This is a genomic window from bacterium, from assembly GCA_022616075.1.
GTDB lineage: Bacteria > Acidobacteriota > HRBIN11 > JAKEFK01 > JAKEFK01 > JAKEFK01.
This window is the reverse complement of the sequence record JAKEFK010000305.1, coordinates 1-25,562: the sequence shown is the minus strand read 5'-3', so window position 1 is coordinate 25,562 and position 25,562 is coordinate 1. Positions and strand designations below refer to the sequence as shown.

Annotated in this window: 25 protein-coding genes and 1 pseudogene; 11 read left to right on the top strand and 15 right to left on the bottom strand. The window is 49.3% G+C overall.

The window, feature by feature from the left end; genetic code table 11:
- Positions 1-145 precede the first annotated feature (145 nt).
- Positions 146-943 (bottom strand): hypothetical protein, encoded by a 798-nt coding sequence (locus L0156_24580; GenBank protein ID MCI0606175.1) that lies wholly within the window; start codon positions 941-943, stop codon positions 146-148.
- A 70-nt stretch (positions 944-1,013) separates the two neighbouring features.
- Between L0156_24580 and L0156_24575 the strand changes: the two genes are divergently transcribed.
- Positions 1,014-1,514 carry a hypothetical protein gene (locus tag L0156_24575; GenBank protein MCI0606174.1) on the top strand — a complete coding sequence of 167 codons (501 nt, stop codon included), beginning with the start codon at positions 1,014-1,016 and terminating at the stop codon, positions 1,512-1,514.
- 160 nt (positions 1,515-1,674) lie between these two features.
- Positions 1,675-1,977 (top strand): hypothetical protein, encoded by a 303-nt coding sequence (locus tag L0156_24570; GenBank protein MCI0606173.1) that lies wholly within the window; start codon positions 1,675-1,677, stop codon positions 1,975-1,977.
- Here L0156_24570 and ggt read toward each other — a convergent pair.
- Together ggt and L0156_24560 are read right to left on the bottom strand one after the other, a co-directional pair.
- Positions 1,974-3,683, bottom strand: coding sequence for a gamma-glutamyltransferase (ggt, locus tag L0156_24565; GenBank protein MCI0606172.1), 1,710 nt, complete (start codon positions 3,681-3,683; stop codon positions 1,974-1,976). The genes L0156_24570 and ggt overlap by 4 nt on opposite strands.
- Before the next feature lie 25 nt (positions 3,684-3,708).
- Positions 3,709-4,491: an arylamine N-acetyltransferase gene (locus L0156_24560; GenBank protein ID MCI0606171.1), complete on the bottom strand. Its 783-nt coding sequence runs from the start codon at positions 4,489-4,491 to the stop codon at positions 3,709-3,711.
- A 139-nt stretch (positions 4,492-4,630) separates the two neighbouring features.
- Here L0156_24560 and L0156_24555 point away from each other — a divergent pair.
- From L0156_24555 to L0156_24545, 3 genes and pseudogenes are all read left to right on the top strand, one after another.
- A pseudogene (locus L0156_24555) lies at positions 4,631-7,302 on the top strand (serine/threonine-protein kinase).
- 90 nt (positions 7,303-7,392) lie between these two features.
- Positions 7,393-8,073: an ABC transporter ATP-binding protein gene (locus L0156_24550; GenBank protein MCI0606170.1), complete on the top strand. Its 681-nt coding sequence runs from the start codon at positions 7,393-7,395 to the stop codon at positions 8,071-8,073.
- A complete protein-coding gene (locus tag L0156_24545) occupies positions 8,054-10,435 on the top strand; it encodes an FtsX-like permease family protein (protein ID MCI0606169.1) in 2,382 nt (793 codons plus the stop codon). Before L0156_24550 ends, L0156_24545 begins: the two co-directional genes overlap by 20 nt.
- A gap of 27 nt (positions 10,436-10,462) precedes the next feature.
- Here L0156_24545 and L0156_24540 read toward each other — a convergent pair whose 3' ends face one another.
- The 5 genes from L0156_24540 to L0156_24520 all read right to left on the bottom strand — a co-directional run bounded on the left by L0156_24540 (position 10,463) and on the right by L0156_24520 (position 15,608).
- Positions 10,463-10,846, bottom strand: coding sequence for a DinB family protein (locus tag L0156_24540; GenBank protein MCI0606168.1), 384 nt, complete (start codon positions 10,844-10,846; stop codon positions 10,463-10,465).
- A gap of 35 nt (positions 10,847-10,881) precedes the next feature.
- Positions 10,882-11,499 carry a TetR/AcrR family transcriptional regulator gene (locus tag L0156_24535; GenBank protein ID MCI0606167.1) on the bottom strand — a complete coding sequence of 206 codons (618 nt, stop codon included), beginning with the start codon at positions 11,497-11,499 and terminating at the stop codon, positions 10,882-10,884.
- Positions 11,500-11,580: 81 nt separating this feature from the next.
- Positions 11,581-13,701, bottom strand: coding sequence for a methyltransferase domain-containing protein (locus L0156_24530; protein ID MCI0606166.1), 2,121 nt, complete (start codon positions 13,699-13,701; stop codon positions 11,581-11,583).
- Positions 13,702-13,767: 66 nt separating this feature from the next.
- Entirely contained in the window at positions 13,768-14,169 is a 402-nt protein-coding gene (locus L0156_24525; protein ID MCI0606165.1) for a hypothetical protein, read from the bottom strand.
- 146 nt (positions 14,170-14,315) lie between these two features.
- Positions 14,316-15,608 (bottom strand): amidohydrolase family protein, encoded by a 1,293-nt coding sequence (locus L0156_24520; GenBank protein MCI0606164.1) that lies wholly within the window; start codon positions 15,606-15,608, stop codon positions 14,316-14,318.
- Between the two features lie 78 nt (positions 15,609-15,686).
- On the opposite strand from L0156_24520, the gene L0156_24515 reads away from it, so the two are divergent.
- Complete coding sequence (locus L0156_24515) at positions 15,687-17,285, top strand: amidase (protein ID MCI0606163.1); 1,599 nt, start codon at positions 15,687-15,689, stop codon at positions 17,283-17,285.
- A gap of 13 nt (positions 17,286-17,298) precedes the next feature.
- On the opposite strand, the gene L0156_24510 is transcribed toward L0156_24515, so the two are convergent.
- The 4 genes from L0156_24510 to L0156_24495 all read right to left on the bottom strand — a co-directional run bounded on the left by L0156_24510 (position 17,299) and on the right by L0156_24495 (position 20,508).
- Positions 17,299-18,441: a M23 family metallopeptidase gene (locus L0156_24510; GenBank protein ID MCI0606162.1), complete on the bottom strand. Its 1,143-nt coding sequence runs from the start codon at positions 18,439-18,441 to the stop codon at positions 17,299-17,301.
- A gap of 118 nt (positions 18,442-18,559) precedes the next feature.
- Complete coding sequence (locus L0156_24505; protein ID MCI0606161.1) at positions 18,560-18,853, bottom strand: hypothetical protein; 294 nt, start codon at positions 18,851-18,853, stop codon at positions 18,560-18,562.
- 63 nt (positions 18,854-18,916) lie between these two features.
- Positions 18,917-19,204, bottom strand: a complete 288-nt coding sequence (locus L0156_24500) for an RNA-binding protein (GenBank protein ID MCI0606160.1) — start codon at positions 19,202-19,204, stop codon at positions 18,917-18,919.
- A 335-nt stretch (positions 19,205-19,539) separates the two neighbouring features.
- Complete coding sequence (locus L0156_24495; GenBank protein ID MCI0606159.1) at positions 19,540-20,508, bottom strand: alpha/beta fold hydrolase; 969 nt, start codon at positions 20,506-20,508, stop codon at positions 19,540-19,542.
- 55 nt (positions 20,509-20,563) lie between these two features.
- Between L0156_24495 and L0156_24490 the strand changes: the two genes are divergently transcribed.
- Together L0156_24490 and L0156_24485 are read left to right on the top strand one after the other, a co-directional pair.
- Entirely contained in the window at positions 20,564-20,788 is a 225-nt protein-coding gene (locus tag L0156_24490; GenBank protein MCI0606158.1) for a ribbon-helix-helix protein, CopG family, read from the top strand.
- Complete coding sequence (locus L0156_24485; protein ID MCI0606157.1) at positions 20,772-21,185, top strand: PIN domain-containing protein; 414 nt, start codon at positions 20,772-20,774, stop codon at positions 21,183-21,185. Before L0156_24490 ends, L0156_24485 begins: the two co-directional genes overlap by 17 nt.
- 23 nt (positions 21,186-21,208) lie before the next feature.
- On the opposite strand, the gene L0156_24480 is transcribed toward L0156_24485, so the two are convergent.
- Positions 21,209-21,406: a hypothetical protein gene (locus tag L0156_24480; protein ID MCI0606156.1), complete on the bottom strand. Its 198-nt coding sequence runs from the start codon at positions 21,404-21,406 to the stop codon at positions 21,209-21,211.
- An 84-nt stretch (positions 21,407-21,490) separates the two neighbouring features.
- Entirely contained in the window at positions 21,491-22,255 is a 765-nt protein-coding gene (locus L0156_24475) for an SDR family oxidoreductase (protein ID MCI0606155.1), read from the bottom strand.
- Positions 22,256-22,391: 136 nt separating this feature from the next.
- Between L0156_24475 and L0156_24470 the strand changes: the two genes are divergently transcribed.
- The 3 genes from L0156_24470 (at position 22,392) to L0156_24460 (ending at position 23,926) form a co-directional block, all read left to right on the top strand.
- Positions 22,392-23,054, top strand: coding sequence for a zinc ribbon domain-containing protein (locus L0156_24470; GenBank protein ID MCI0606154.1), 663 nt, complete (start codon positions 22,392-22,394; stop codon positions 23,052-23,054).
- A gap of 81 nt (positions 23,055-23,135) precedes the next feature.
- Positions 23,136-23,471, top strand: coding sequence for a hypothetical protein (locus L0156_24465; GenBank protein ID MCI0606153.1), 336 nt, complete (start codon positions 23,136-23,138; stop codon positions 23,469-23,471).
- A gap of 23 nt (positions 23,472-23,494) precedes the next feature.
- A complete protein-coding gene (locus tag L0156_24460; protein MCI0606152.1) occupies positions 23,495-23,926 on the top strand; it encodes an acyl-CoA thioesterase in 432 nt (143 codons plus the stop codon).
- Here the strand turns inward: L0156_24460 and L0156_24455 are convergent.
- Entirely contained in the window at positions 23,905-25,389 is a 1,485-nt protein-coding gene (locus L0156_24455; GenBank protein MCI0606151.1) for a hypothetical protein, read from the bottom strand. The two genes, L0156_24460 and L0156_24455, sit on opposite strands and share 22 nt — an antisense overlap.
- Between the last annotated feature and the right edge of the window lie 173 nt (positions 25,390-25,562).

Sequence of the window (25,562 nt, the reverse complement as noted above, 5' to 3'; positions counted from 1 at the left end):
TGTTGAAAAATCCAGATGCTGGCGGTCCCAGTTGGAGCGCGGCCATCCTTGCCCGCAAAATGCTCGTCGAGCGATCAGGTTTTTGCGGACTGGAAGTCCGCGCTCCAACTGATTTTTCAACAAGCTCGGCTTCCAGCCTGCAAAATCAATGCGGTTTCTTTTTTACTTTCGTTTTCTTTGTTTGAACTTTCTTCTTGTGAACAGTCGTTGTTGTTTTCTTTTTGATGACCTGCTTTTCAACGTGAGTTCTGTGGACTGCGATACGGGCATTGACTGCGGGAGAGTATTCCACTCTGCGAAACACATGAGGTCCGCCTCTCACTTCTACAGTATTAATTTTCACGACTGCGATTTTACGATTGACGACCCGTTCCACGTCCACGATGCGCGGCGCGACACGAACAATCTGAATGCTGGCGCGAGGACGAACGCCTGTTGCAATCCTGAACTTAAATACATTTTCACGGGTAAAATCTCTTACGGCTACGACGTTCCAGTACCGAACTCTGCCCGCCACCCATGGATCAGGCAGTACCGCACCTTTCGGAGCAAGTGGCGCCCAGCCAATATGATCGCCGTATGAAATCCAGTTTACTCGCGCGGGAGACCACTCGTAACCCGGGATCCAGACCCAGCCGACCGGCGGTTCATAATGCCAGTTGCCGTAGTGATAAACGGCCCATCCGTAAGGTTCATATGAAGTCCACATCCATCCCTGATCTGTCCAAACCCAGTCACCATGATCAAAAGGACGCCAGGATGCAACTACAGACGGTCTCCAAACCGAGCCATATTTCGGTACGGTCACCCAGTTGCCGTAATCTCCCAGGAAGTGAAAATCAGCTGTGTTCACACCAACCGAGACGCTTACAGCGGCGTGAACCGGGCTGTCAAGAGCAAAAACGCCCAAAACAAGTAAGAAGAGAAGCCATTTCTTGCGCATATTTCGTGATACCTCACTTTCATTATAATCGGTGTAAGGTAAAATTTTTCTAACCGAGGTAGCGTGAAACATGAAACCTAAACGACAAAGAATGAACGAGATTCACTTCCTGGCTGCCGAACTTTATGGATATAGCTACAACAACTATGAAAATCATCTGGCAGTCCAGAACGCACGGTTTACGACATATATGCCGGAAGGGGCTCGAATACTGCAAAGAGCCGAAATCGAGCAATGGCCGATCGAAAAAATTGCAGAAGCACTCGAACTTTCGATCGAGGAGACAAAGACGAATGTCGAAGATTTCAGGAAAGCAAAAGAGATCGTCTTCGCCACCAATGCATCGGAGTCATTCAGAAATTCAGTACGGCAATCCATAGAAACGGCGATCAAAAACGGGCTGAATACAGCGGATGATGTGGATGAACTTGTGATTCAGATCTGTTTCCGCGCCTCCGATTTCGGCTATCTGCTGGACCGTGAAGGACACAGATTGTCGTACTACAAAAGATGGTTACAGCGAGAGAGGGGAGTTGATTACTCCGGTATAGGCATTCCCAACCTCGATTGAGTAAACATTGAGGGTCCGTTTTAGCGACTTGAATGTTGCAACGGCTCGATTCCGGGAATGCCTTCGGCAAGAACCAGACTGGACAGAACTTCCACCTCAGCGATAACGATCCTGGAGAGATCCGGATCTTTCGCCATACAGTGTTCGATGATCCATCGCAGTGGCCCGGGAATCGTGGCATCAATGGAAGAGACTGCTTCCGGATCCCTTGCGTTCGGTTTTCATTCAAATCCTGAAATGTAATCCGGCGACCGTCAGGCATCCATCGGCAACGCCCTCCTGTGGTCAGATCCTATGGCGGCTCGTGTATCGAACCCGAACGTTCAACGGAAGAATCACGTTATCTGATAGTCGAACTACGCGAATGGTTGCGTACGGATCGATTCTTGCATCGGGAAATTCAGAGATCATGAAAGGATTACGAACCACGATTATGATTACGATTACGATTCACGATTACTAGTAACCGGCAGGGGCTCCGCCTCTGCGCGGATCGGAAGCTCCCAGGCGAGTTCCCGTTCTAGGATCAATCAGAATTGCGTGCACATCCCCAAGATAGTCAGTGTCACGGAAGAAAGACTTTTGGGCGAACTTATGTCCTCTCAGCTCCAGAGCTCTTTGCGTATCTTTATTCAAACCGAATGGCTCAAAATAAATCTCATCAGGCATCCATTGATGATGAAACCGTGGCGCGTCAACGGCCTGCTGAACGTTCATGCTGAAATCAATAACGTTGAGAATTACTTGAGTGACTACACTGATTATTGTTGGCCCTCCCGCACTACCCAAAGCAAGAAATGGTTTGCCATCTTTCAGTACAATCACGGGCGTCATGGAAGAGAGCGGCCGTTTCCAGGGCGCGATCGCATTCAACTCCGATTGCATTAAACCGTAAAAATTGAGCGTTCCCGGTTTAGAAGTGAAATCATCCATCTCATTATTCAACAGAAAACCTGCGCCGCGCACTGTCACGCCTGAACCAAAACCGTCATTCAGAGTGAAGGTGTTGGCTACAATATTTCCATCGGGATCCATCACTGTAAAATGAGTTGTATTGCCGGACTCCTTCAATGGAATTGTGGCAGGGTTGATTTTGGTGGAAGGAGTCGCTTTTCGTGAATCGAGGGTGTTGATGGCTGCAAGAGCGTGTTCCTTCGAAATGAGCCTCTCTACAGGCACGGTGACAAAATCAGGATCACCTACAAAAACCGCGCGGTCAGCAAACGCTCGTTTCATGATTTCGATCAGTGGATGAAAATGAGCAGCCGAGTGAAATTCGGTGGAGCTGAGCTTAAAAGATTCCAGCATGTTCAACATCTCAATCAGAGCAATCCCGCCTGACGAGGGAGGTGGCATCGTAATGATTTCATAACCGCAGTAGGTTCCATGAATCGGCTTCCTGAGCGTGGGCTCGTATTCCTTCAAATCTCTGGCTGTGATCGTGCCCCCATTCTCTTTCATCTCTTTGAGAATCAATTCAGCCGTTTCCCCTTCGTAGAATTCACGTGCTCCCTGCTGCTGGATTCGCACTAATGTTTTTGCCAGCTCCGGCTGGGTAAATCGCTCCCCAGGCTGGTAATGTTTTCCGTCTCGAAGGAAGATCCTTTTTGTTTCCGGAAAAGAGGAAAGTATCTTCTCGTACTTCAGAGTTCTTTCCACTGTGATCGCGCTCAGAATAAAACCTTCTTCCGCAAGTTTTCTTGCCGGTTCGATCAGTTCGGTCCAGCGCATTTTGCCGTGTCGCTGAAGGGCAAGCGTCAAACCTGCAACTGTGCCGGGAACAGCGGAAGCCCTATAGCCGATCATGGATGCATTTTCGATCACGTTTCCTTTCGAATCGAGATACATATCCCGCGTTGCCGCCAGAGGCGCGCGTTCACGGTAATCGATCGCTTCTTCAGTACCGTCCGCCTTGCGAATCAGCATAAATCCGCCACCACCAAGATTTCCTGCCTCTGGCCAGATAACGGCAAGCGCAAACGCGACGGCCACGGATGCATCGATCGCATTTCCCCCTTTTTGCATGATCTCTACTCCCACACGAGACGCCAGCTCATGTACCGATGCCACCATCGCCTGTTTCCCTTCCAGAGGCCGGCGTGAAGCAGCAAAAGGAAATGAAGACAAAAAGAAAACAAGAATGAAAAAAACAAGGACCGCCCGTTTCATGTGCATGATGATAGCACGCGAGACGTCAGGAGAAATTCGGGTTGCGGAAAGGAGAATCGATCGGAAAAGAGAGTCCGAAGGTGCGATCCAGCGTGTGGATTAGCTCTTCGCGTGATTTCAGCTCGCGCGTTTCTTCGTGGCCGCCGCGGTCGATTATAAACATCTTGTTGCGCAGTATGAATCGTGCTTCCGAAGTCGGCTGCTGAACAGTCAGAGTCTGCACAAACCGGCTTTCCGGATGAGTGCTGGTAAACCAGTTAGCCACTTGAAAGTCGACAGGTTCACGCGCTTGAGGAACAAACGCATACAAGTCGATCCAGCTTGACTGACGCAATATTTGTAACACCATTATTGGACCTTCTTCGACGATCCGGTACTTCCACAAGAATTGGTCGTGTTCGTTGCCATCCATCGGAACCGGCAAGAGAAGGCCGTCCCCTCCGAAACCAACGTCCGCCAGGTAACTTCCCTCTTTCAAGGTCACGATCAGCAGCATGTGCGTTCGTGGCGCCATTATGGATCGCCCCATCCTTACGCGCGCTTCGCACGCTATAACGTCAAAGCCGATTTCGGTGAGCAATGCTTGAAACAATGTGTTCTGTTCAAAGCAATAACCGCCTCTCTTGTTCTGAATCATCTTACGTTCCAATGCTTCCAGCTCCAGTGAAATATTTTTCCCCAATTGAATATCAAGATTTTCAAAAGGTATGCGCGTTGCATGGTGCAGATGAAGATTCCGCAAAGTCTCCAGATCCGCTCTTACCGGACCATTCCAGTTGATACGTTGAAGGTAGGCAGTGGTATTCATAGGATAAGGATAAACGAAGAACGGGGCGCCGGCATCTTGCCGGCTGGAAGCCGGCGTTACAAACTGCTAGCATAGATTCTAAATGCTCGGTAAAACAATTTCCCATTACAAGATCATTGAGAAGCTGGGTGGCGGTGGAATGGGAGTCGTGTATCGCGCGGAAGATACGCGCCTTGGCCGCAAGGTTGCCCTGAAGTTTCTCCCCCCGGAAATGTCGCAGGACACACAATCGCTGGAAAGGTTTCAGAGGGAAGCGCGCGCAGCTTCTGCGCTCAATCATCCCAATATTTGCACGATCTACGATATCGATTCGGCAATTCCATCCGGTGACGAATCGGGTCCCGAGCCGGCACAAAATCCAATTCATTTTATTGTGATGGAAATGCTGGAGGGCAAACCTTGAAACACCGGCTTGTGGATGGCGCTGTTCCAATGGATCACTTGCTCGATTTCGCAATTCAAATTGTAGATGCGCTGGATGCTGCTCACGCGGAAGGAATCATCCACAGAGATATCAAGCCGGCCAACATATTCATTACAAAACGCGGGCAGGCAAAAATTATGGATTTCGGTCTCGCGAAATTGATGCCTGCACAGAAAGCAACGTCTACCGGCGGCGTTTCTACGCTGGAGACCGCGATGCCGGAATCGCTAACCAGTCCCGGCATGACGCTTGGCACGGTCGCTTACATGTCACCGGAACAAGCGCGAGCTGAAGAACTGGACGCACGCAGCGATTTGTTCTCTTTCGGCATACTGCTTTACGAAATGGCCACAGGCAAAATCGCATTTACAGGAAGCAGCAATGCGGTCGTATTCGATGCAATTCTCAACAAGCAACCACCTTCCCCGTTGCGTCTTAATCCCTCCTTGCCGCAGGAAATGGAACGCATCATCTATAAAGCACTGGAAAAGGATCGCGACATACGCTGTCAAACTGCAGCCGAACTGCGAGCAGATTTGAAGCGGCTGAAACGAGATTCAGATTCAACAAAGTCGGCAATGCACACTGCAGCTTTGGCTGCCGTCCCGCCTATGGATTCTGCGCCGAGCGCTGCCGCAACTTCGACACAACTCTCAGTAAAACCGGCGCTCAAAACGTCCCTTTGGAAATTTATCCTGCCTGTCTGCCTGCTTGTAATTGCACTTGCAGGATTTCTTGTTTATCGTAAATGGTCTCCCGCAAAAACGACAACGAGCGCGCCGGCTCAGGTAACGAAAATCAGCCAGTGGAACAAATCAATCCTGTCAGTCGTTTTATCACCTGATGGAAGGACCGTCGCGTTTGTTTCTCCAGTCGGTTCAGTGACTCAGGTCTTCGTTATGCTTACCTCTGGCAGCGATCCATTACAACTTACCAGCGATGAAGGAGGAAAAGAAGTTGATAGCTTCTCTCCGGATAGTAGAGAAATCTTCTACCGCCGTATGGGAGGCCAGGATGAAGAATGGGCAGTTCCCACACTGGGTGGCACTCCGCGCCGCGTGGTTTCAGGTGTGCAGTTGCAGCCGTCAGCGGATGGAAATTACTACTACTATTTGAAATCGGATAGCAAGGGAGTATTTCGCACTGGAAAATCGGGACTCAATGAAGAACAGATCTATTCCTTTGAAAATACAACAATGACACCTGAAGGGATCTTGCCTTATCCGGATAACAAACACTTGCTTATAGGCGCCAGTTGGCCGGGGTCCGGTGGGGCGCAGCGCACTTATAAGCTGGATATTTCCGCGCGAAAAATCGAAGACCTTGGTCGGGTTGAAGAAATTGTTGGAAGTGCATCCTGGCTGGAGCCAGGAAAAAGTGTTGTATTCGGACGCAGAGTAAATGGGATCGTGAATCTTTGGAAATATGAGTTCGGCGATCGTACTGTGACACAGATTACGTTTGGTTCCGGCCCCGATTTTTCTCCGATGCCGGATCCTTCGGGCAAAGGAATCTATTATGTCAACGGCAAGATATCGGGTTCCCTAGTGAGCTACAATGTTAAAACCGGCAACACATCAGAAATTATCTCACAGCTTGCCAGTCAGCCGATCATTTCTCCAGACGGGAAGCATGTGCTGCACATAAGAATCATCGACCCAGATAAGAATGAAGAATTGTGGGTCTCCGATATCGAGGGAAGGAATCCACTAAAGCTGGCATCCGCTGCAAGAATTGGAACAGGATTCTGGTCAGCGGATGGATCGCGCGTTATCTTCTTCGCAACCGAAGCCACTGATGAGATCAGAGCCTATATCATCGGTGTAGATGGCCGCGGACTCACGCCCATCGAATTAAAAGGACAGAACATTCAGAACGTCAGCTGGTCTATTGATGGAAAGCATCTTTATGTGACAACGGAAGAAGGTAATAAAAACGTTATTTGGATAACTGACTCCGATGGGAAGAATCCGCGAAAATTCCTCGAAAACTGCTATGCCATGGAGGCAACACCGGATGGAAAATACCTGATGGGTGTTGTGATGTCGGGCAAAGATACCGGTATTTATCAGATATCTCTGCAGGCCAGAGAACGGATGTTATTGCTGCCGGGGATCCAGACTTTTCTAGTGCGGATGTCGCAGGACGGCAAAGCTTTTTTATACACAGTTCCCGGAAAGGGTGAGATTCTTTTCTACCGCCAGGAATGGAAGGAGGGCAAATTGATCGGAGAACCGAAACTCGTTTTGCAACTGCCCTTTGCGTTTCCCCTTGCTTTCTTTGGAAATGCCTACGACTTCTCATCCGACCTCTCAACGATCGTGTACGCAAAACCGGGTGGACAGGCAGATTTGTACTACATGACTTATTCGGTGCCCACCAAGTAGCACAATTTTCTTCCTTTATTCGATAACGAACAAATTTCCAGGATTGTCTATTGAACATCATGTTCATTATTGAATACTCTGTAAGGCGCCATGATTCAACTACGAGACGTAACCAAGACTTTCCCCGTTGGAGCAGAGCAATTCAGGGCCCTCAAGGGCATTCATCTGGAGGTGGAGAGAGGCGAGTTTGTTGCGGTTGTTGGAAAATCGGGCAGCGGGAAATCCACGCTTCTTCACATGATTGGCGGCATCGATAAGCCGAGTGCGGGTGAAGTACTCGTCAATGGAGAGCCGGTACACCAAATGAGTCAGGATCAGATTGCAGTGTGGCGCGGGAAAAATGTTGGTGTGGTCTTTCAATTTTTTCAGCTTCTCCCCACGTTGACTGTGATCGAAAACGTGATGATCCCGATGGATTTTTGCAATTCCTTCCCGGCCCGTGCTCGCAGAGATCGCGCAATGGAATTGCTCGCACAATTCGACATCGCAAATCAGGCCACGAAATTGCCGGCGAGTCTATCCGGCGGGGAACAACAACGGGCTGCAATGGCGCGCGCGCTGGCAAACGATCCGCCGGTACTGCTTGCGGACGAGCCTACCGGTAATCTGGACACGAATACTGCGAAATCGGTCCTTCAACTCTTTCAAGACCTTTCAGTGAAAGGCAAGACAATCGTGATGGTGACTCACGAACGGGACATTCAACGTTTTGCAGGGCGCATGATCGCACTCTGTGACGGCAGAATCGACCATGAGAACGCGCTGGCGTAAAACCGTACGGGATCTCCTGCAAAACATTTGGCGCAGTCTGATGGTCGTTCTTGCGATTGCAATCGGTCTTTCAGGTTTCTCCTCTCTTCTATCCACGTATTCAATCTTGACTCGTGAACTCAATGAGGGTTACCTGGCAACGAATCCCGCTTCCGCAACGCTCTGGACCGATCGCATCGATGATGCTTTGAGCGCAGAATTGCGCAGGTTCCCTGAAGTTGCGCAGTTGGAAGAGCGTCGGATGCTCTCCGCTCGTGTTCGCGTAGGACCGAATGAATGGCGTAACGCGCTGCTTTTCGTCATTAAGGATTTCAACAACATCCGCGTCAACACGCTGAAACCACAGAAAGGGAAATGGCCAGCGGGAAATGGCGAGATTCTCATTGAACGGGATGCTGTTGCCGTAGCGCGAACAAAAATCGGTGCATCGGTGATTGTCAAAACTGCGAAGGGAACCGAACAATCCTTGCGTGTTACAGGAACCGTTCACGATGTCGGACAGGCCCAGGCACGGATGGAGCAAATCGTTTATGGATACATCACATTCGATACTCTGTCGCAACTGGGGGAAGTTCCGTATCTGAATCAATGGAAAATCATCGTAACGGGAAACCGTTTTAATGAAGAGCATGTTGATCGCACGATTTCGCAGGTAAAAATGAATCTCGAAAGTAAAGGTGCGCGGATCTCCCGAATGGAGATTCCAAAGCCAGGAAAACATCCGCATGCCGATCTGATGGGGACATTGTTGCTTTTTAAATCAAGCTTCGGGTTGTTCGCATTGCTCTTGAGCGGTCTTCTGGTGACGAATCTTATCTCCGCGTTGATGGCAGGACAGGTCCGGCAAATCGGAGTGATGAAAGCAATCGGTGCGACAAGTCGTCAAGTAACACAAATCTATATAGGTGGAGCAATCATCCTTGGCTTGATTGCGCTAATGATTGCGATCCCACTGGGAATATTCGCGGGCCGGGCGCTTGCAGATTTCATGTCTCGATTTCTTAACTTCGATTTGCAGAGTTACGCCATTTCGCCCTGGGTATTTGTGTTGGAAGTGGCGATCGGTCTATTCGTTCCGCTGGTTGCGTCCGCATTTCCTGTTTATAGAGGAAGTAGAGTTACGGTGCTGGAAGCCATTAGTGATTACGGTATCCCACAAAGCAAATTCGGGACCGGATGGACCGATAAAATGATTTTGCAAATCAGCGGAATCGCGCGTCCGTTGTTGCTTTCTATTCGGAACACATTCCGGCGTCGCGCGCGTTTGGCGCTTACGCTCGGCACTCTGGCAGCAGGAGGCGCCATCTTCCTGGCGGCCTGCAATGTGCGCGCTTCTTTCATACACACAATCGATCTTTTGTTCCATTCACTGCAATACGACCTCACTATCAACTTTGCTGAACTTTATCCGATTCAAAGGGTGGAACAGATCATGCGAAATACGCCCGGTGTGCACGATCTGGAAAGCTGGGGAATCGCAGAGGCGGTGGTCATTCACCCCAATGGCTCACAAGGCAATCCATTTCCCATCACAGCGCCTCCCTCACACACAAAGATGCTTGCTTTGAATATTGTAGACGGGCGTGGTTTGGAGCCTGGCGATACAAACGCGTTGATCGTGAACAACGCATTGATCAAAGCACAACCGGCCTTGCGTACAGGCGCCACGGTCCTGCTTCGCATTGGCGAAAAGAGAAGCACCTGGCGAATCGTTGGTCTGGCGCGACAACCCTTTACCGGAGCTTCAGCTTACACGAACTACAACTATTTCAGCGAAGCGTCAGGACAAGCCGGCCGAACCAGAAATGTGCGTGTGATCACCGATAAAAATGACAAAAAATCCGTAGATGAGATCAAACGCAATTTGGAACAACAGCTTGCGGCCGCGGGTTTGAGAACGACCAGTCTTACCAGCATGGCGGAACGGCGCCATGTGATCGATGAACACAATAGCGTGATTTACACTTTCCTGATTGTGCTGGCGCTTCTCATCGTTGTGGTTGGCGGACTCGGCCTGATGACGCTGATGAGCATCAATGTGCTGGAACGAAGGCGCGAGATTGGCGTTTTGCGTGCGATCGGCGCGACACGAAAAAAAGTGTTGTTGATGATCCTGACAGAAGGGAGCCTCATCGGAGCGCTCAGCTGGATTCTCGCAATCCTCGCCGGAACTTTGATCAGCAACCCACTTGGCAATTTTGTCTCGCAGAAAATGTTCCGAACAGAATTGGACTCTGCCGTAGATATATTTGGAATTTTTATCTGGCTCCTGATCACACTTCTGTTTGGCGCCCTCGCAAGCTTCTTACCTGCATGGAACGCTTCACGAAGCACTGTGCGGGAACTCGTAGAGTATGAATAGCAAAGTAGCGCGGGCGTCTCACCTGCGTTACTTTTGTCTGTACATTCCGTACCGCTCTGCGATAACGCCCATGTGATGTCGTTCATGTCCTGCAATAATATAGGCAAGTGCGCGAACCGAAATCGGTTTCTGATTGGAGACGCCTGTTGCAGTCCACGCGGAGTCCAGCAATTGTTCGAGCAACAAACGGGTGGAGACTCGCAAAGCGTTGTATTGCTGCAATCCTTTCTGAACGGGAAGCCGGTCGTAACCGGCCACGCGCGCATACTGCTGCTCATCAAAACCGGGCAATGGTTGCTCTTCCCCTCTTGCGATGCAGAGAGCGCGATAAGAAAAGATGCGCTCAGCATCCATAATGTGGCCAAGCACTTCTTTCAGGCTCCATTTTTCGGGAGCATAGCTTAATAGCATTTAATTACTCTTTTTGAAGGTAAGAATAGATCAGGTTAAATATTTTTTCCAAGGCCGGCGTTAATCCCGGGAAGCGTCAGCACGTGATACATCTCATACATCTGTTCAGGTGTGTACGGCATATCATGGTTCAGCCACCAGGTCAGGAGCGTGAGAAACGAGCTCACCATATAATGCACGATGACTTCCTGGGGCACTGGTGTTTTTTTGCCGCGCGGCGTGAGATGTGTTAGGTGACTGCCAGCCAAGTGGGAAATGTATTTGTACAGATATCTTTGAACAATCTCTCCACCTTGTTTTCCTACCATCGCTTTGTAGAAACGGTGATGCTCTGCGGCATGCTCAAAAAAGGCAAGGGTCGGTTGATACTTCTGAGCGGGTCTGTGCGGATTACCCGCAGGTATGTGGGAATCGAACTCCTCGATCATTTGCTGCAGGTGCTCAAATCCACTTACCAGAAGCTCATCTTTGTCGCTGTAATGTGTGTAAAAAGTTGATCGTCCCAGATTCGCGCGATCCAGAATATCCTGCACCGTGGTAGCTTCGTACCCCTTCTCCAGAACAAGAGATACAAGCGCCTCTCGCAAAAGCTGGCGCGTCCGCTGAACTCGGCGATCCAAAGGTTCCTTTTTTGCCGGTTGTAGTCTCTTCATAGTAACAAAACAGTATGTTCATTATTGAATACGTTGTCAATAAAATCACGAGGGGTGTGGGCGCGCTTTTGAAAAGCGAAGTTATACAACAGTTTTCAGTGGTTCTCTTGAAAGATGCGCATTCGGATTACGACGCTCCGGCCAAAAAATTGCGAGAGAATAGAATCCGGCCGAAACAATAATCAAACTTGGAATTCCAAAGAGAAACGAAACACTTTCAATCATCCCACCCAGAACTGCACCAAGAATATTCCAGCCCAGTGCAAATCCCGGTGACGAGCTGGAAGCAAGTGCGTCCGCAAAAAGAATTGCAGCAAAGAAAATAGGAAGCGTCAAAAGAAGTGTTGCTAGAAAACCTCCAACAATGTACGAGTAATCAAGAAAAGATTGCAAAGGGACAAGATAAGCTGCGGCAAGACTCCCAAACAGACCAATTGCGACCCATTTGGGAGTTTGTGCGCCTGGGCGGCCAAAGCGCATTCTAAGAAAGTTAGCAAGCAAAATAACGCTTAAGATCATTCCGATAACCCATGCATTTACCTGCCATGTGGTGCCGAAACAAAGCGCGAGACGAGAAACGTTGTGTACCTCCAGCAACATGAACGCGGCGCCCAACCAAAAAACTCTTCCCCGGAAAGGCTCTCCGGGAGGCCGAGCCTTCCAGATAAAAAGGGAGCACAAGGCAAAAATAATGATGGAAAGGATCAAAACGAGAATCGGAATGTGGGGCTCCGAAAGAGGCAGGAAGGGCCAGTTATCGGTTGAAGGAACAACTGGATTTCCTTTTACGGAAAATCGCTGCATCGTAGGAAAGAGCTTTGTGCGGGATTCAATAAGCGGCATTGATTCGTTTTCCGCAGTACAAAAAATGGCAATACGCCACCCGCTTTCCTGTTCCACCAAACCAAACAGAGCAACAGGTTCGTGATCGAATGCTTGCGTCAAATTCCGGCTCAGTCGGGCAGCTATGTAAGGACGCTCGATCCAAAATGCTATATTCAGCATGCCGCCGGGCCGGAGCCGTTTTCTGGCGTCTTCTAAACTTTCCACTGTGTAGATGTAATCATCCAATCGCACATTCGTGAAAGAGGAAAGCGCCGTATGAGAATCGAGGACGCCGAAAACAATTAGATCAAATGATTCGGTCGTCGTTCTAAGAAAATGTCGAGCATCATCCAGCACGACCCTCACTCGTGGATCATCGTATGGCTTCTGCGGATGCAACGCTGTCCCAATATCAACGATCACAGGGTCAATCTCTACCGCAGTAACAGATTCTGCGCCCGCGCCAAGAGCCGCAGCAACGTCATTTCCTGTACCGGAACCAAGCACCAAAACTCTTCCCGGAGGCTGATGCATCAAATAAGGAATCAACGTTACTTTAATGGATGGATTTTTCTCTTTGATCAAGGAAGGTTGCCTGCTCATCCATTGATGCCGGATGTTATTCACAAGAACATCCTCACCTTTAATCAGAGCAATCTTCTGATAGGGGCTCCAGAACACCGTTTCCTGAAAGTTATTGTTCGGAAGATGTGTCAGGGTTAATGCAAATATGACTGCAAGAGTCTCTTTTCTGGCAGATGGTGCGTGCGGCAAATATAAGAAGAGCATTGCAGCAGGAACAAACCAGCAAATCGGAGGAAGCTCCAACATTGTCATCAGCGTATAAGTAAGAATGCCTGCCAGGCTGCCGGCTACGTTGATTGAATATGCTGTGAGAGATCGTTCCGACATTTCCGCCATGGAAGATGCCACAATCTGACCGAAGGGAACCATAATCATCGCCAAAACCAGAAACAGGAGCGTCGCCCAGCCAATCGCAAAACAGAGTCCGACAAAACCGGACCAAGACAAAAAAGTCTCGTCCAATTTGAAAATCATGAGCCCGGGCAGGTCCGCAAGTATCAGGCTGATGCGGCGTGGACCATAATCGAGCAAAGGTTGCCAGGGAAGCTGGATCACCAGCGACACGATTAAAAGAAGCAACAGAGTTTGTAAGAGTTGTGCCGGCCTGCGGTACAACAAACAACCGGTTCCAAAACCGAGAAAACAGGCGATGAGGACCATGTTTTTGAAGTAAGCAAAAATGCGAACCTCAGAAGAGACCCAACGAATCAAGGCCAGTTCTAAAAACAGCCCGAGGGCGCTTGCGAGAAAAATAATCTTTCTGTGAGATGTAAGTGGAGCCGTTGAGGCCATGGCTGTGGCGAATATATCGAAAAACCTGATGATTGACAATCCTGAACAAACAGTGGAAACGAAGGCTTACAGCGACAAATCGCTACTAGGAGCCGGGTTGGTTGCCACTAACTCCTGGTACTCTTTTTTCACATCATTTATCTCGCGCTCCAGGACTTCGATGCGATCTATCTGATACTTCGCGGGCCTGCCTTCGTAAGACAGAATGGCGCCATATAATGCGTCGGTATGTTCACGCAACCGTGCTTCGCCAGTGATGGCTCCACCTTCTTTAGTAGCAACAATCTTCTTTCGAATTTCATCAAGCGGCCCGGAGAGGTCTTCGTTTTGGGCTCGAGAAGAGTTGATTTGGTCAACGAGATCGGTCATTTCGCCAAACATTTTATGCACGCGCATGGCAGCTTCATACTGCGCTTTGCGACTCGTTACATACCACAGCGGGTATGCGCCTCGCTCGCGCCTTGCCATCAAGCCTGCGAGCCAGCAGCATATGTCATCATATTTCTGGAAAGGGCACTTAGACGTGCAGAATAAGCGCAAAGTTTATAGCAGAAGAGCAGCAATTTTGTGCTGGTTGCTATGATCCGGCCTGGAGATGTGACGGTCCGCACATCTTAAGGCACGGTCGGCAGGTCGTTGCGATGAATGACCCCTCCCTTCATGACGAACTTGATACGCTGCAATTCTGTGATGTCATCCAGAGGGTCGCCCGCAACAGCAATCATGTCGGCGTACTTGCCCTGTTCAATGGATCCCACGCGATCCTGCCATCCGATCACTTCTGCTGCAAGGCTTGTTGCTGAAACTATCGCCTGCATCGCGCTTTCCCCCTGTTTAACGCGTAGATCAAATTCGCGGGCATTCTGACCATGGGGAAATACCCCGGCATCTGTGGAAAAAGGAATTCGCAATCCCGCTTGGAGCGCCTTCCGGAAAGTTACAGATCGAAAAGCCGCCATTTCGCGTGATCGTTGAATTTCAGATTCAGGAATTCCCAGTTGCTTTCCACCTTGAATCACTGCATCACCCACATACAGAGTCGGAACGTAGTAAGTGGGACCGGTTTTCAACATTTGGATTGCTTCATCATCCATCATCGATCCATGATCGATAGTGCGAACGCCGGCGCGAATCGCCGCTTTGATTCCTTCGGCACCGTGAGCGTGAGCGGCTACGTATCGACCCCAGCGTTTCGCTTCTTCCACCGCGACCCGTATTTCCTCATCCGAGTATTGCTGCGCGCCGGGCGATATTCCCTTCGAGAGCACCGCTCCCGTTGCAAGAATTTTGATGAAGTCCGCGCCTTGTTTCAGATTCGTACGCACAGCGCGCCTGACAGAATCCACTCCGTCAGCAAGATTCTGGACCATGGGAACATCCACATAGATGGAGAATTGCCTTGCGTCGCCTGCACCGCCCGTGGAGGAAACATAATTCCCCGCGACCACCAGGCGCGGGCCTGCGATTGCCCCCTTTTCGATTGCATATTTAAGATCCACATCGGTGAAAGGCCATGTGGGTCCCATGTCGCGACAAGTTGTAAATCCGGCCATGAGTGTGTCATTCGCGTTCTTCGCTCCGAAAAGAGCATCGCGCCCTGGTGTCGATTTCAGGAGCACTTCCTCCCAGTGCATACCCACTTCGCCGGTCAAATGAGTATGCAAATCAATCAGGCCGGGAAGCAATGTCGCCGAACCAAGATCGATCACTCTCGCTCCTTTCGGAACCGGCAATTCCCTTCCCACCGCTTCAACCCGTTCTCCTTTCACCAGCACAACACCCGGACGCAGAGGAGCGCCGCCTTTGCCATCAATCACCTGCGCGGCACGGATCATGATGAGCGGTTCCTCTCCGGATGAGATCAACGGAACCAGGACAAGAAGAAATAAAAATGGTATGGCTTTCATTATTATGGAGCGCAGGATTCCAGCCTGCATTACAGGCCGCAGGATTCCAGCCTGCAATTATAAGATAAAATATCTCCTATGAAACGCAGAGAATTCCTGAAAACAGGCGCCATCGCCTGGGCGATGGCTATTGGTCATCCTCTTCTATCAAAATTCGCCGCAAGCGGTTCGGAACCATTCGACATCCAGGAAGCAACGATCCTCCAGATGCAAGAAAAAATGACATCAGGAGACATAACGGCGCAGTGGCTTACGCAAACCTATCTGAAACGAATCGATCAAATAGATAAAAATGGTCCGGCAATCAATTCCGTGATTGAGATCAATCCTGAGGCGATGGAAATTGCGGAAGCACTGGATCGCGAGCGAAAGGAGAAAGGTTCACGCGGACCGCTTCATGGAATTCCAGTACTCATCAAAGACAACATTGACACGGATGATCGGATGATGACGACCGCCGGTTCTCTCGCTCTTCTCGGTTCCCATCCTTCGCAGGACGCGTTCGTTGCAGAAAAGTTGCGTGAAGCAGGGGCCGTCATTCTGGGCAAAACAAATCTGAGCGAATGGGCCAACTTTCGATCAAGCACATCCACGAGTGGCTGGAGCGGTCGCGGCGGGCAAACGAAAAATCCTTACGTCTTAAATAGGAATCCGTGCGGCTCCAGTTCCGGTTCGGGTTCCGCAGTCGCAGCCAATCTTTGCGCCGCTGCAATTGGAACGGAAACGGATGGGTCAGTTGTCTGCCCATCTTGCAACTGTTCGCTCGTTGGCATCAAACCCACTCTCGGATTGATCAGTCGATCAGGAATCATACCGATTGCGCATAGTCAGGATACGGCCGGTACCATGACACGGACCGTCACCGATGCCGCTATACTGCTTGGCGCATTAACAGGAATCGACGCCCGGGACAAGGCTACCAACCGAAGTCGCGGCAAAGCTCTGACCGACTACACAAAATTTCTTGACAATGGGGGCTTGCGCGGCGCGCGTCTGGGAGTGAACAGAGCATCATTCGGGTCGAACGACAAAGTCATCGAACTCATGAATGCGCTGATTCAGGAATTGAAAAAACTGGGAGCAATAGTTGTGGACCCCGCAAATCTTCCCACTGAAGGACAGTTCAACGAGTCGGAGTTTGAAGTTCTTCTTTATGAATTCAAAGCAGATTTGAACGCATATCTGGCCGGGCTTGGTCCGGATGCGCCTGTTCATTCGTTGAAAGAAGTCATTGATTTCAACGAAAAGAATCGCGAAAAAGAAATGCCTTATTTCGGACAGGATATTTTGATCAAGTCACAAGAAAAAGGACCCTTGTCCAGCAAGAAATACCTGAATGCGTTACGGAAAAATCACTTACTGACACGCGCAAGAGGAATCGACTTCGTGTTGAAACAGCACAAGTTGGAAGCGATGATTGCGCTTACCGGTGGTCCAGCATGGTTCACGGACTTGATCAACGGTGACCACTTTACCGGTGGGTATTCGTCAGCATCCGCGGTAGCCGGCTATCCGCACATCACGGTGCCCGCAGGATACGTTGCGGGACTTCCCGTCGGTATCTCCTTCTTTGCTTCCGCCTACAGCGAGCCGACTCTCTTCAAACTCGCGTATGCGTTCGAACAGGCCACAAAAATCAGGCGGCCTCCACAATTTTTGCCAGAAGTAAAGCTGTAGAAATTGTGATTCTTTAACGTCGCAGGCGGGCGAAATATCCAAGCTCCGGTCTTCGACCAAGGTTGACAAACTCAAATGGCAGTGAGCGTCCGCGAAGCACATCCGGCTGATCGCTGACCTGGAAGTGAAGGTGTGCCATGTAGTAGTCCCCTGTATCACCGACTTCGCCTATCCGCTGGCCTTGTTTTACGCGATCCCCTGGTTTTACAAGAACCGATCCCTGTTTCAAATGCGCGTAAGCCGAGTACTCCCCTCCCGAATGCTCAATCACGACCAGGTTTCCGGTCACTGCCTTGTATAAATCCTGCTTCATCATGTCTAGCTGGTAAAGAGTGGAGCGCTTTTCAAATTCTTCCTCGCTTTCTCCTTCGCGCTGCAACCAGGCATCCCAGTTTTGAACGGCGTCATTGATCGTCTTTACAATAACTCCATCGGCAGCCGCCAGGACAGGCTCGCCGTATCCGTAAAAATCCACTGCCGATTTTCCGTCGCTTTCTGAGAGTCCGCCTTTTGCATCGACTTTCATGAAGTCAATTCCAAATTCTGTTTGATACATCCAGCGGTGATGACTGGTCACGTTCGGGACGGCTTGCATGTACCAGACTCCCTCCAATGGGTACGAATAATTGTTTGGAGATTTATACCGGATTATTTTTATTTCGCCACTTCCATCAGTCCGCTTTCCAGCAGCGTTGCTGGCCGCTGCGTTCGCTCGAAGATGAGTTGGAATTCCTTGAGCCGTTAAGTAGATGTTCCGCGCTGTCAAAATTTCTCCCGGCTGAAGCTCCGCAGTGGATGCCAATTTCCCATCTTTTCCCATCGCTGCTGAAGGAACGATGACGTCCGCAATGATTTCTATTCCCTGCTGTTTCAGCTCCAGCAACTCCTTTGTCGCATTCACAAGATTTTCAGGATTCAGATGCACTTGCTGAAGAATTTGCTGATCTGCGTAGAGTGCAAGATCCAGCTTCTCCAAAACGACTTTTTCTTTGGAGTCATTTTTCACTAGGATCAAATGAGCAACAACGTCATAGGTTCCGTATCTCGGGTTGGCATCATTGAGGTACAGCGACTTCTCCGGGTAAAAACGGACCTCCAAAGCGTCAACGCTGTGGGTCAATAGAAGAATCGCGAGAATGTAGAGTAAAGGTTTCATGATTTTCTCCCGCAGAGAGATACGAAGGCAAATGTAGGAGGTTCCAAATTGCAGGCTGGAAGCTGCGGCCGTAATGCAGGCGGGACGCCTGCGGTCCATACGCCTGTGCTCCTTTCGACTACGCTTTATTGGTCCGAGTTGAGCTATTTTTTTGTCGTTTGCCTGGAAGGCGGGAGCGTGTGGGACGACGTAAGAGTTTTTCAGGTGAGTCTAAAGCTTGAATCACCGTTTGAAGTGACTTGATAGCAAATGCTTCGTTTAGTGTGTTGATACTATTCTCGTATTTATCTGTGCCGCGATGCAAAAATACATCATGCGCCCACTCTTCTCCATTCCGCATCGCGTTCTCATACATTTCAATGATCCGCGCGGCCTGTCGCTCACTCAATTCTCCAGTTTTTTGTTGCATCATTCCTCCAAAAGAAAAAACCCTCCCACAAGAGCGGGAGGGTTATTTTACTGAAAGAAAACCTTATTAATAGCGCCTGCCGCCACTATTAGAGAAAGATCGTTTCTCCTGGGGTTTCGATTCGTTTACAACGAGCGTGCGCCCGTCAAGTTCTTTACCATTGAACCTTGAAATCGCGTCTTTTGCCTGTTGTTCGGTTGCCATTTCGACAAAACCGAAACCGCGGGACTGATTTGTGAATTTATCTTTAATAACATTCACGGAAACCACTTCACCCGCCTGGACGAAAAGTTCACGAATCTGGTCAACATCTGTGTTGTAGGACAAACCACCTACGAATAGTTTTTTCTGCATTTTATTTTTTCTCCTTTGTTAACTGAAAGGGCCGGGTACAGACTCATAAGTAAAAATCGTTCGGGGCCCTATCGAGAATCAACAAAGCTCTAAACGGAGACTGATATGCGGAAGGCTTTCAGAATTATTTACCCGAAGTTGCAATTCTTCGGCTGCCTTAGTATCGCCTATTTCTCCGCGAAAAGCAAATGGAGATGAAAGAGGTTCGCCCGGGAATATTTCAAGCTGTGAACTAAACCAATTCCCGGGGTGACGTGAAACCTGGACTGGGAACCGCGGGTCGACAGTCACATCATCGCTGCTGATCTTGCATATCGTCCGGCAAAACTGACTCGTTAACAGCCAGTGCGTTCAAGAAAGGAAAGAGCGCGGGTCTCTGACCAGTACTCCCCACGATTTCCAAAAGTAACAAAAGCGGTGTGTCCTCCCGAATCCGGCGCTTCGAAAAAGAAAGCTGAATTTGCGTGAGCTTCGTCGTATGGGAAACAGGCTTCCCCCAGGAAAGGATCATTTTTCGCGTTTACCAGCAAAGTCGGAACGCGAATGGCATGAAGAAATTGCCGGCTGCTGCATTTTGCAAAGTAATCTTCCGCATCCTTAAAACCATGAATCGGAGCTGTGTAACGGTTGTCGAAATCCATAAATGTTTTGAGCCGGTGAAAATCGCGATCGTTGATTTGATCCGGTAGCATTTGCATTTTCTCCCGAACCTTTCGATGAAGCGATTGCAGAAAAATTTTCATGTACAAAAGATTCGATTTCTGGGCGAGTTTGAGCGCGCCCGATTTCAGATCGCAAGGCACAGAAAAGGCAACGGCTTTTGAAATCAAAGGATGTATTCTTGAAGGATCTTCTCCCAGATATTTCAGCGTGACATTGCCGCCAAGGCTGAAACCAATCAGGGCAATTTCCTCATAGATGTTCGGGCCAACTACGTGGGATACGATCGCGTTCAAATCGGACGTTTCTCCGCTGTGATAGGACCGGAGCTTCTTGTTTGGTTCGCCGCTGCAGCCACGGTAATGCCACGCAAGAGCGTCCCATCCGCGCCTGCGCAGGGCCTTCACCATTCCAAGAATGTACTGGCGCCGCGTGTTTCCTTCCAAACCATGACTGAGGATAGCGATTCGTTTTGACCCGTTTCTACTCCAATCGAGGTCCAGGAAATCATCATCGGGAGTCCGGATTCTCTCCCGCTCATACTGAACTCCTGCAACACTTCGCCGGGAAGCAAACACAGTTTGCAGATGTCCGTTGGAAAGCAACCACGGCGCAGAATATGTGGATCGGGAGATTACTGGCACGATTTAATTCCCCGTCGTTGCGTATGATAACATCAGTTACTATAATGTTATCACTATGGTAAGAACGCAAATCAGTTTAACGGAAGAGGAGTATGAATCTGCCCGGGAAGAAGCTGCGAGACTTGGGATTTCTCTTGCTGAATTGCTCCGGCGTTCTCTTCGCAGATTGCTGCCGGTAGACAAATCAAGACCCTGGATGCGTTATGCCGGAATGGTCGAAACCGGCAATGAGTCTTCTAGCATCGAGATTGATGATGTCGTCTATGGACAAAAGGACTAAGGCTTATGTTGATACTTCAGCCCTGATTGCCTTTGCAGACCGATCGGATACGTATCACTCTTTGTTCACAAGGCTTTTTTCTGACCCACCACCACTCATCACGACAATGCTGGTGATTGCTGAAGGACATGGCTGGTTTCTCAAACGTTACGACAGAGCGAAGGCGCTTGAATTCCTCAACATGGTAGAGATCATGAACCCGCTTGAAATCGCCGTGGTAGGAATCCAAGAACAAAAGGCTGCCGGAGAGTTCTTGCGCAAGTTCTCTGATCAAGACTTGACGTTAACGGACGCTGCAGGTCTTCACATCATGAAAATCCGGCGAATTAGAAGTTGCTGGTCTACCGATTTTCATCTTGGCCTTACCGGAGTTCCTCTGGTGATTCACAAATACTGACAAGTTTTTGTGATGGCTGTCCGTTACAGCTTCTGATAGTATTCCCAACATTTCGGACAGGCGCCACCTTCCACAACCCATTCTGGATGCTGCGACTTGATAACGTCTATCGTCAGATCGCGAATGGTGTTTGATTCGTCCCGGATATGATCGTGTAAGAGCGCCTTGGGGAAAAACTCGAGGCACAAAGGACAACGCTGCTCGTTGTTTGCAGGTTCCATAGTCTCTCTCCTTGGGTAAGTAGTCGCTCAGGTAATTTGTTCCTTACGCGCCAATTTGAATCTCCGGTGGAACTTCACTGTTCATCAATGAGGACCGCCATCAGCAAAAATGATTTGGCCGGTGATCCATTCGGCTTCCTGTGAACAAATGAGCGATGCGACGTTTCCTATATCGGCAGGAGTTGCCAGACGTCTTGCTGGTGTCCAGCCGCTTGTATGCCAATTCCGAATGAGCGCCTGAGCGCCTTCGGGTAAACTATTCAATACGCTATCTTCTGTCCAACCGGGGCTGATAGCATTGACCGTGATGCCGCTTCTTGCGAGAGCAACAGCCATATAGCGGACGACAGATTCCATGGCCGCTTTGGCTGAACCCATTGCAACCCATGGTTGCAATCCACCTGTTCGACTCCCAGCTCCGTACGTGATCGCGATGATTCTGCCACCCGCCGGCATCAATCGCGCAGCCTCGCGCGCCCCGACCAAAAACGCTTTCGTCTGAGAATCGAAAGCAATGTCCCATTGTTCCAGATTGATCTCAAGCGGCGCTTGAAAAAAATGAGGTAACTCCGGTCTGGCATTGCTCACAAAAACATCTAACTTGCCGAATCGAGTTTTTACTTCGACAAACATTCTTAGAATGTCTTCAGGGTGCGTAACGTCTGCCTGCACAATAAAACCATCAGAGCCTCGCGCCCTTACATCGGATAAAGTTGCATTTGCCGCATCCTTGTTTTGAAAATAGTGAACCGCAACATTTGCTCCCCCTTCAGCAAGTTTCAGTGAAATGCCTCTGCCAATACCGCGTGAACTGCCCGTGATCAACACGTGCTTTCCTTGAAAGGACATAAAAACCTCCCTTACAGCCGGTAATCTATTTCGGTTCTGTCCAAAAACCAGTTACCACAGGAAAAACCTCCAATCTCTTTTAGTGGGAGTGAAGTTGTAATAAACTCGGCTCTGAGAATTCTGGGGGGTGAAAGTCATGTTTTGCACTGAATGTGGAACAAGAAATTTGGATGAGGGCAAATTCTGTGTTTCCTGCGGAAAACCGTTGCGCCAGCAACCAGTCCCGAACCAACCACCACCACCACCACCGGTCTTCCACCAGCCGCAATACCCAAATTACCCGCCACCCGTGCCGCCTTCACCACAGATCGCTTACACTCCGGCCGGCGGCCGGAGCAAAATGAGCAAAGCAATCTACATGATCTTTGCAGCCGGCGGTATTCTTGTCGGGACTTTACTGACTGTGTGGGGAGCCACCGACAGCAAGGTGGATGAACTGCTCTATTTCTCATGGCTTCCTCTTCTTCCCGCGCTCATCTCCTTGTACATGATGATTTACAAAATGTGGGCGGCAATACAGGATGGTTACGCGAGAATGACACCGGGGAAAGCGATCGGATTCATGTTCATTCCGCTTTTCAATATTTACTGGTTCTTTCAGGTGTTCTATGGCTGGGCGAAGGATTATAACAGCTATCTAGCGCGCCATAATTTAAACCTCCCCAGAGTATCTGAAGGCACTTTCCTGATCTACGCGATATCCAGTCTCATATGCTTCCCGGTCGCCATCGTGATGCTATTCATCGTGATAAAAAATGTCCGCAACGCTGTAAACGCGTTGCCAGCCTTCCAGCGTTAGCCGAATGATCCAGAATCCGTTTTCAAACGTATTCAAAATAGAAGCAGTAAGAAAACTTTCTGCCGATCGACCAATCGGGGGATGGCTATCAAATCCAGATATTATCTCGTACTCGTCGCGGTTTTGCTGATTACTGTGACTCTTGTATACGATTCTTCGCTGGCTTCGACGAAAGCGGTCCGGTCCGGGAGTCGCGATTCGATTCGAATCGTCCACATAGAGCTAATTGGACTGACTGCAACGCGAATAGGAGTTGTTGAAAAAGCGATCCGGGTCCAGGGAGTCCGGGATTGCCGCATAGATCTGGAACAAAAAGAAGCCGTGGTTTCTATTGATATTCAACGCACTCATTTAAAACAAATCCGCGCCTCACTCCGGGAAGTTGGCATCACTCCGATTTTCAGCAGGCCGCATTAGAAGAAATGATATGATCCGGGGTGATGAAGGAATCCTGGAAGTTCTCTATAGAAGAACGCGTCAGATGGGGAGACGTGGATGCGGCACGAATCATTTTCTACGGCTCTTATATCCGTTTTTTCGAATTTGCCGAAACGGAACTGTTTCGCACAGTGGGCCTTCCTTATGGCGTGATTTTTGATGAGCTCGACATATGGCTTCCCCGCGTGCACATCGAATGCGATTTTCACCGCGCAGCGCAGCTCGATGACCTCTTGGAAGTTTGCGTTTCTGTGGGACACATCGGAACAAAATCACTACGACTGAATTTCGAAGTTCGAAGAAACGGGGAAGCGGAGCTCATTGCCGACGCGCACTTCGTCCTCGTTTCGGTTCGCCGCAATACGTTCGAAACAGTGCCCCTGCCAAAAGAACTGATACAAAGACTTCAGCCTTACACGGACCCCTCAGCATGAGTTTTTGAACCGCCAAGGCGCCGGGAGCGCCAAGGTAAATACACGAGTCTATCTGTAAGTACGGCGAGTAAGATAACAAAATAAGACTCGACAGAAAAGCGAAACCGGTTATTTTCTCCGACTTCGAAACAGATCCCCACTATGGTGACATACACGATCGTAAAACAGAGGAAAGCATAAACCCCCTGCGCGACCGGTTGACCTTTTTGAAAAGACAACCAGAGTCCATACAAGAAGAGCAGCGGAAGTCCAAAAATCAGAAACCAACTCCGTTCTGAATTATTTTGCATTCTCCTGAACTTTAGTGTTGAACGCATTTTTACGGGATCCTCTTTCGCAAACAGAGCCCCATAGATCCATCGGTTGTAAAACCGGTCGAGCGCTGAGAGCTGTTCCCTATTCTTGTCCAGGCGGTGATAATTGCTTGCCGGAAGAAAATAAAGAGCAGCCGCGTGAAGAATTCCTTCTCGATATGCGGGAAGGTTATGAAGCAAAACATATTTAGCGTCCTGCCAGTAGCCGCTAGAAATATCTATGTACCCGATCCAGTTGTAATTCACAACGCCGTTTGACTTATTTCTGGAGTCGAGTACTGGGGCATTGTGAACGGGATAATCAGCGCTGCCACGCGATTCCATCAGGAAAGAGTCATATTTAGGAGGTTTTGAAAATGGAGGGATGAGCGCAAGAGGAGAAAGAGTTCCATCTTTCACAAGGTTTTGGCGCACCTTCAAGAGAACATGGAATGTCGAAATCCGGGCAAAATTCATTCCGAACCAGGTGCTGCCGGTAAAGGATTTAAAGACATACAGATTCTTTCCATAAACCAGCAACACAGCAAGCAACGGAACGAAGATTGCTGCCAAAATCACCTTTCGTTGGGTCTTTCGAATCAATAGTAAGACACCAAAAATCACAGTAGCCCATGCAGGATGAAAAAAACTAACACTCAACGCCACAATGGAAAGGGAGGATGCGAAAAAGAAATAATCAAGAAACTTGCCATCCTTCAACGCGCGCTGCAGAAAAAAGACTGAAAACGTCAGAAAGGCTGTCACAGGATACGTGTAAAACAGCCAATTTTCATACAGGATGCACGGAGGACTTACAGCAAAAAACATCGCAAAGAAAAAACTTAGTGGCGGCGATACCTGCAATTCTTCAAGCGTAAGATACAGAACGATGGTCATCAAAACTCCCAGGAGATGGAAGGATAACGTAAACAGGTACGGTACATCTCCCAATTTCAAGATGGAACCGACATACAAGTTGAACAGCGGTGGTTGGTTGTGCAGATACCAAAGGCTTCTCAGCAGGTCGTCACGAAGCAGTGGAGGATCTATCATCTGCCCGAACAACGTTAAGGATACGAAGTCAAAGCGTACGCCAACTAAATAGACACACACTCGTGAGACGAAAAAGCAGAGTGCGAGCAACAGGATTCGTTTTCGAACCGGCGACATGTGCAGATTGTATCACCGGCGTTTCGTTGAATAAGGGGATGGAATCGGAAGAGATTCTTGGCGTTCTTGGCGCTTGGCGGTTTGAACTTTCAAAGATGGACAGTGTATTGGACTTGCGAGGTCACTATCAAACTTAAGAGGTTGGAAGCCGTTTGTAAGAGACACAGGCGGGA

What these genes read in the sequence shown, in the direction of transcription:
- L0156_24580 (MCI0606175.1), bottom strand. Translation starts at nt 943, where the DNA reads ATGCGCAAGAAATGGCTTCTCTTCTTACTTGTTTTGGGCGTTTTTGCT.
- L0156_24575 (MCI0606174.1), top strand. Translation starts at nt 1,014, where the DNA reads ATGAAACCTAAACGACAAAGAATGAACGAGATTCACTTCCTGGCTGCC.
- ggt (MCI0606172.1), bottom strand. Translation starts at nt 3,683, where the DNA reads ATGAAACGGGCGGTCCTTGTTTTTTTCATTCTTGTTTTCTTTTTGTCT.
- L0156_24560 (MCI0606171.1), bottom strand. Translation starts at nt 4,491, where the DNA reads ATGAATACCACTGCCTACCTTCAACGTATCAACTGGAATGGTCCGGTA.
- L0156_24550 (MCI0606170.1), top strand. Translation starts at nt 7,393, where the DNA reads ATGATTCAACTACGAGACGTAACCAAGACTTTCCCCGTTGGAGCAGAG.
- L0156_24545 (MCI0606169.1), top strand. Translation starts at nt 8,054, where the DNA reads ATGAGAACGCGCTGGCGTAAAACCGTACGGGATCTCCTGCAAAACATT.
- L0156_24540 (MCI0606168.1), bottom strand. Translation starts at nt 10,846, where the DNA reads ATGCTATTAAGCTATGCTCCCGAAAAATGGAGCCTGAAAGAAGTGCTT.
- L0156_24535 (MCI0606167.1), bottom strand. Translation starts at nt 11,499, where the DNA reads ATGAAGAGACTACAACCGGCAAAAAAGGAACCTTTGGATCGCCGAGTT.
- L0156_24530 (MCI0606166.1), bottom strand. Translation starts at nt 13,701, where the DNA reads ATGGCCTCAACGGCTCCACTTACATCTCACAGAAAGATTATTTTTCTC.
- L0156_24525 (MCI0606165.1), bottom strand. Translation starts at nt 14,169, where the DNA reads ATGGCAAGGCGCGAGCGAGGCGCATACCCGCTGTGGTATGTAACGAGT.
- L0156_24520 (MCI0606164.1), bottom strand. Translation starts at nt 15,608, where the DNA reads ATGAAAGCCATACCATTTTTATTTCTTCTTGTCCTGGTTCCGTTGATC.
- L0156_24515 (MCI0606163.1), top strand. Translation starts at nt 15,687, where the DNA reads ATGAAACGCAGAGAATTCCTGAAAACAGGCGCCATCGCCTGGGCGATG.
- L0156_24510 (MCI0606162.1), bottom strand. Translation starts at nt 18,441, where the DNA reads ATGAAACCTTTACTCTACATTCTCGCGATTCTTCTATTGACCCACAGC.
- L0156_24505 (MCI0606161.1), bottom strand. Translation starts at nt 18,853, where the DNA reads ATGATGCAACAAAAAACTGGAGAATTGAGTGAGCGACAGGCCGCGCGG.
- L0156_24500 (MCI0606160.1), bottom strand. Translation starts at nt 19,204, where the DNA reads ATGCAGAAAAAACTATTCGTAGGTGGTTTGTCCTACAACACAGATGTT.
- L0156_24490 (MCI0606158.1), top strand. Translation starts at nt 20,564, where the DNA reads ATGGTAAGAACGCAAATCAGTTTAACGGAAGAGGAGTATGAATCTGCC.
- L0156_24485 (MCI0606157.1), top strand. Translation starts at nt 20,772, where the DNA reads ATGGACAAAAGGACTAAGGCTTATGTTGATACTTCAGCCCTGATTGCC.
- L0156_24480 (MCI0606156.1), bottom strand. Translation starts at nt 21,406, where the DNA reads ATGGAACCTGCAAACAACGAGCAGCGTTGTCCTTTGTGCCTCGAGTTT.
- L0156_24475 (MCI0606155.1), bottom strand. Translation starts at nt 22,255, where the DNA reads ATGTCCTTTCAAGGAAAGCACGTGTTGATCACGGGCAGTTCACGCGGT.
- L0156_24470 (MCI0606154.1), top strand. Translation starts at nt 22,392, where the DNA reads ATGTTTTGCACTGAATGTGGAACAAGAAATTTGGATGAGGGCAAATTC.
- L0156_24465 (MCI0606153.1), top strand. Translation starts at nt 23,136, where the DNA reads ATGGCTATCAAATCCAGATATTATCTCGTACTCGTCGCGGTTTTGCTG.
- L0156_24460 (MCI0606152.1), top strand. Translation starts at nt 23,495, where the DNA reads ATGAAGGAATCCTGGAAGTTCTCTATAGAAGAACGCGTCAGATGGGGA.
- L0156_24455 (MCI0606151.1), bottom strand. Translation starts at nt 25,389, where the DNA reads ATGTCGCCGGTTCGAAAACGAATCCTGTTGCTCGCACTCTGCTTTTTC.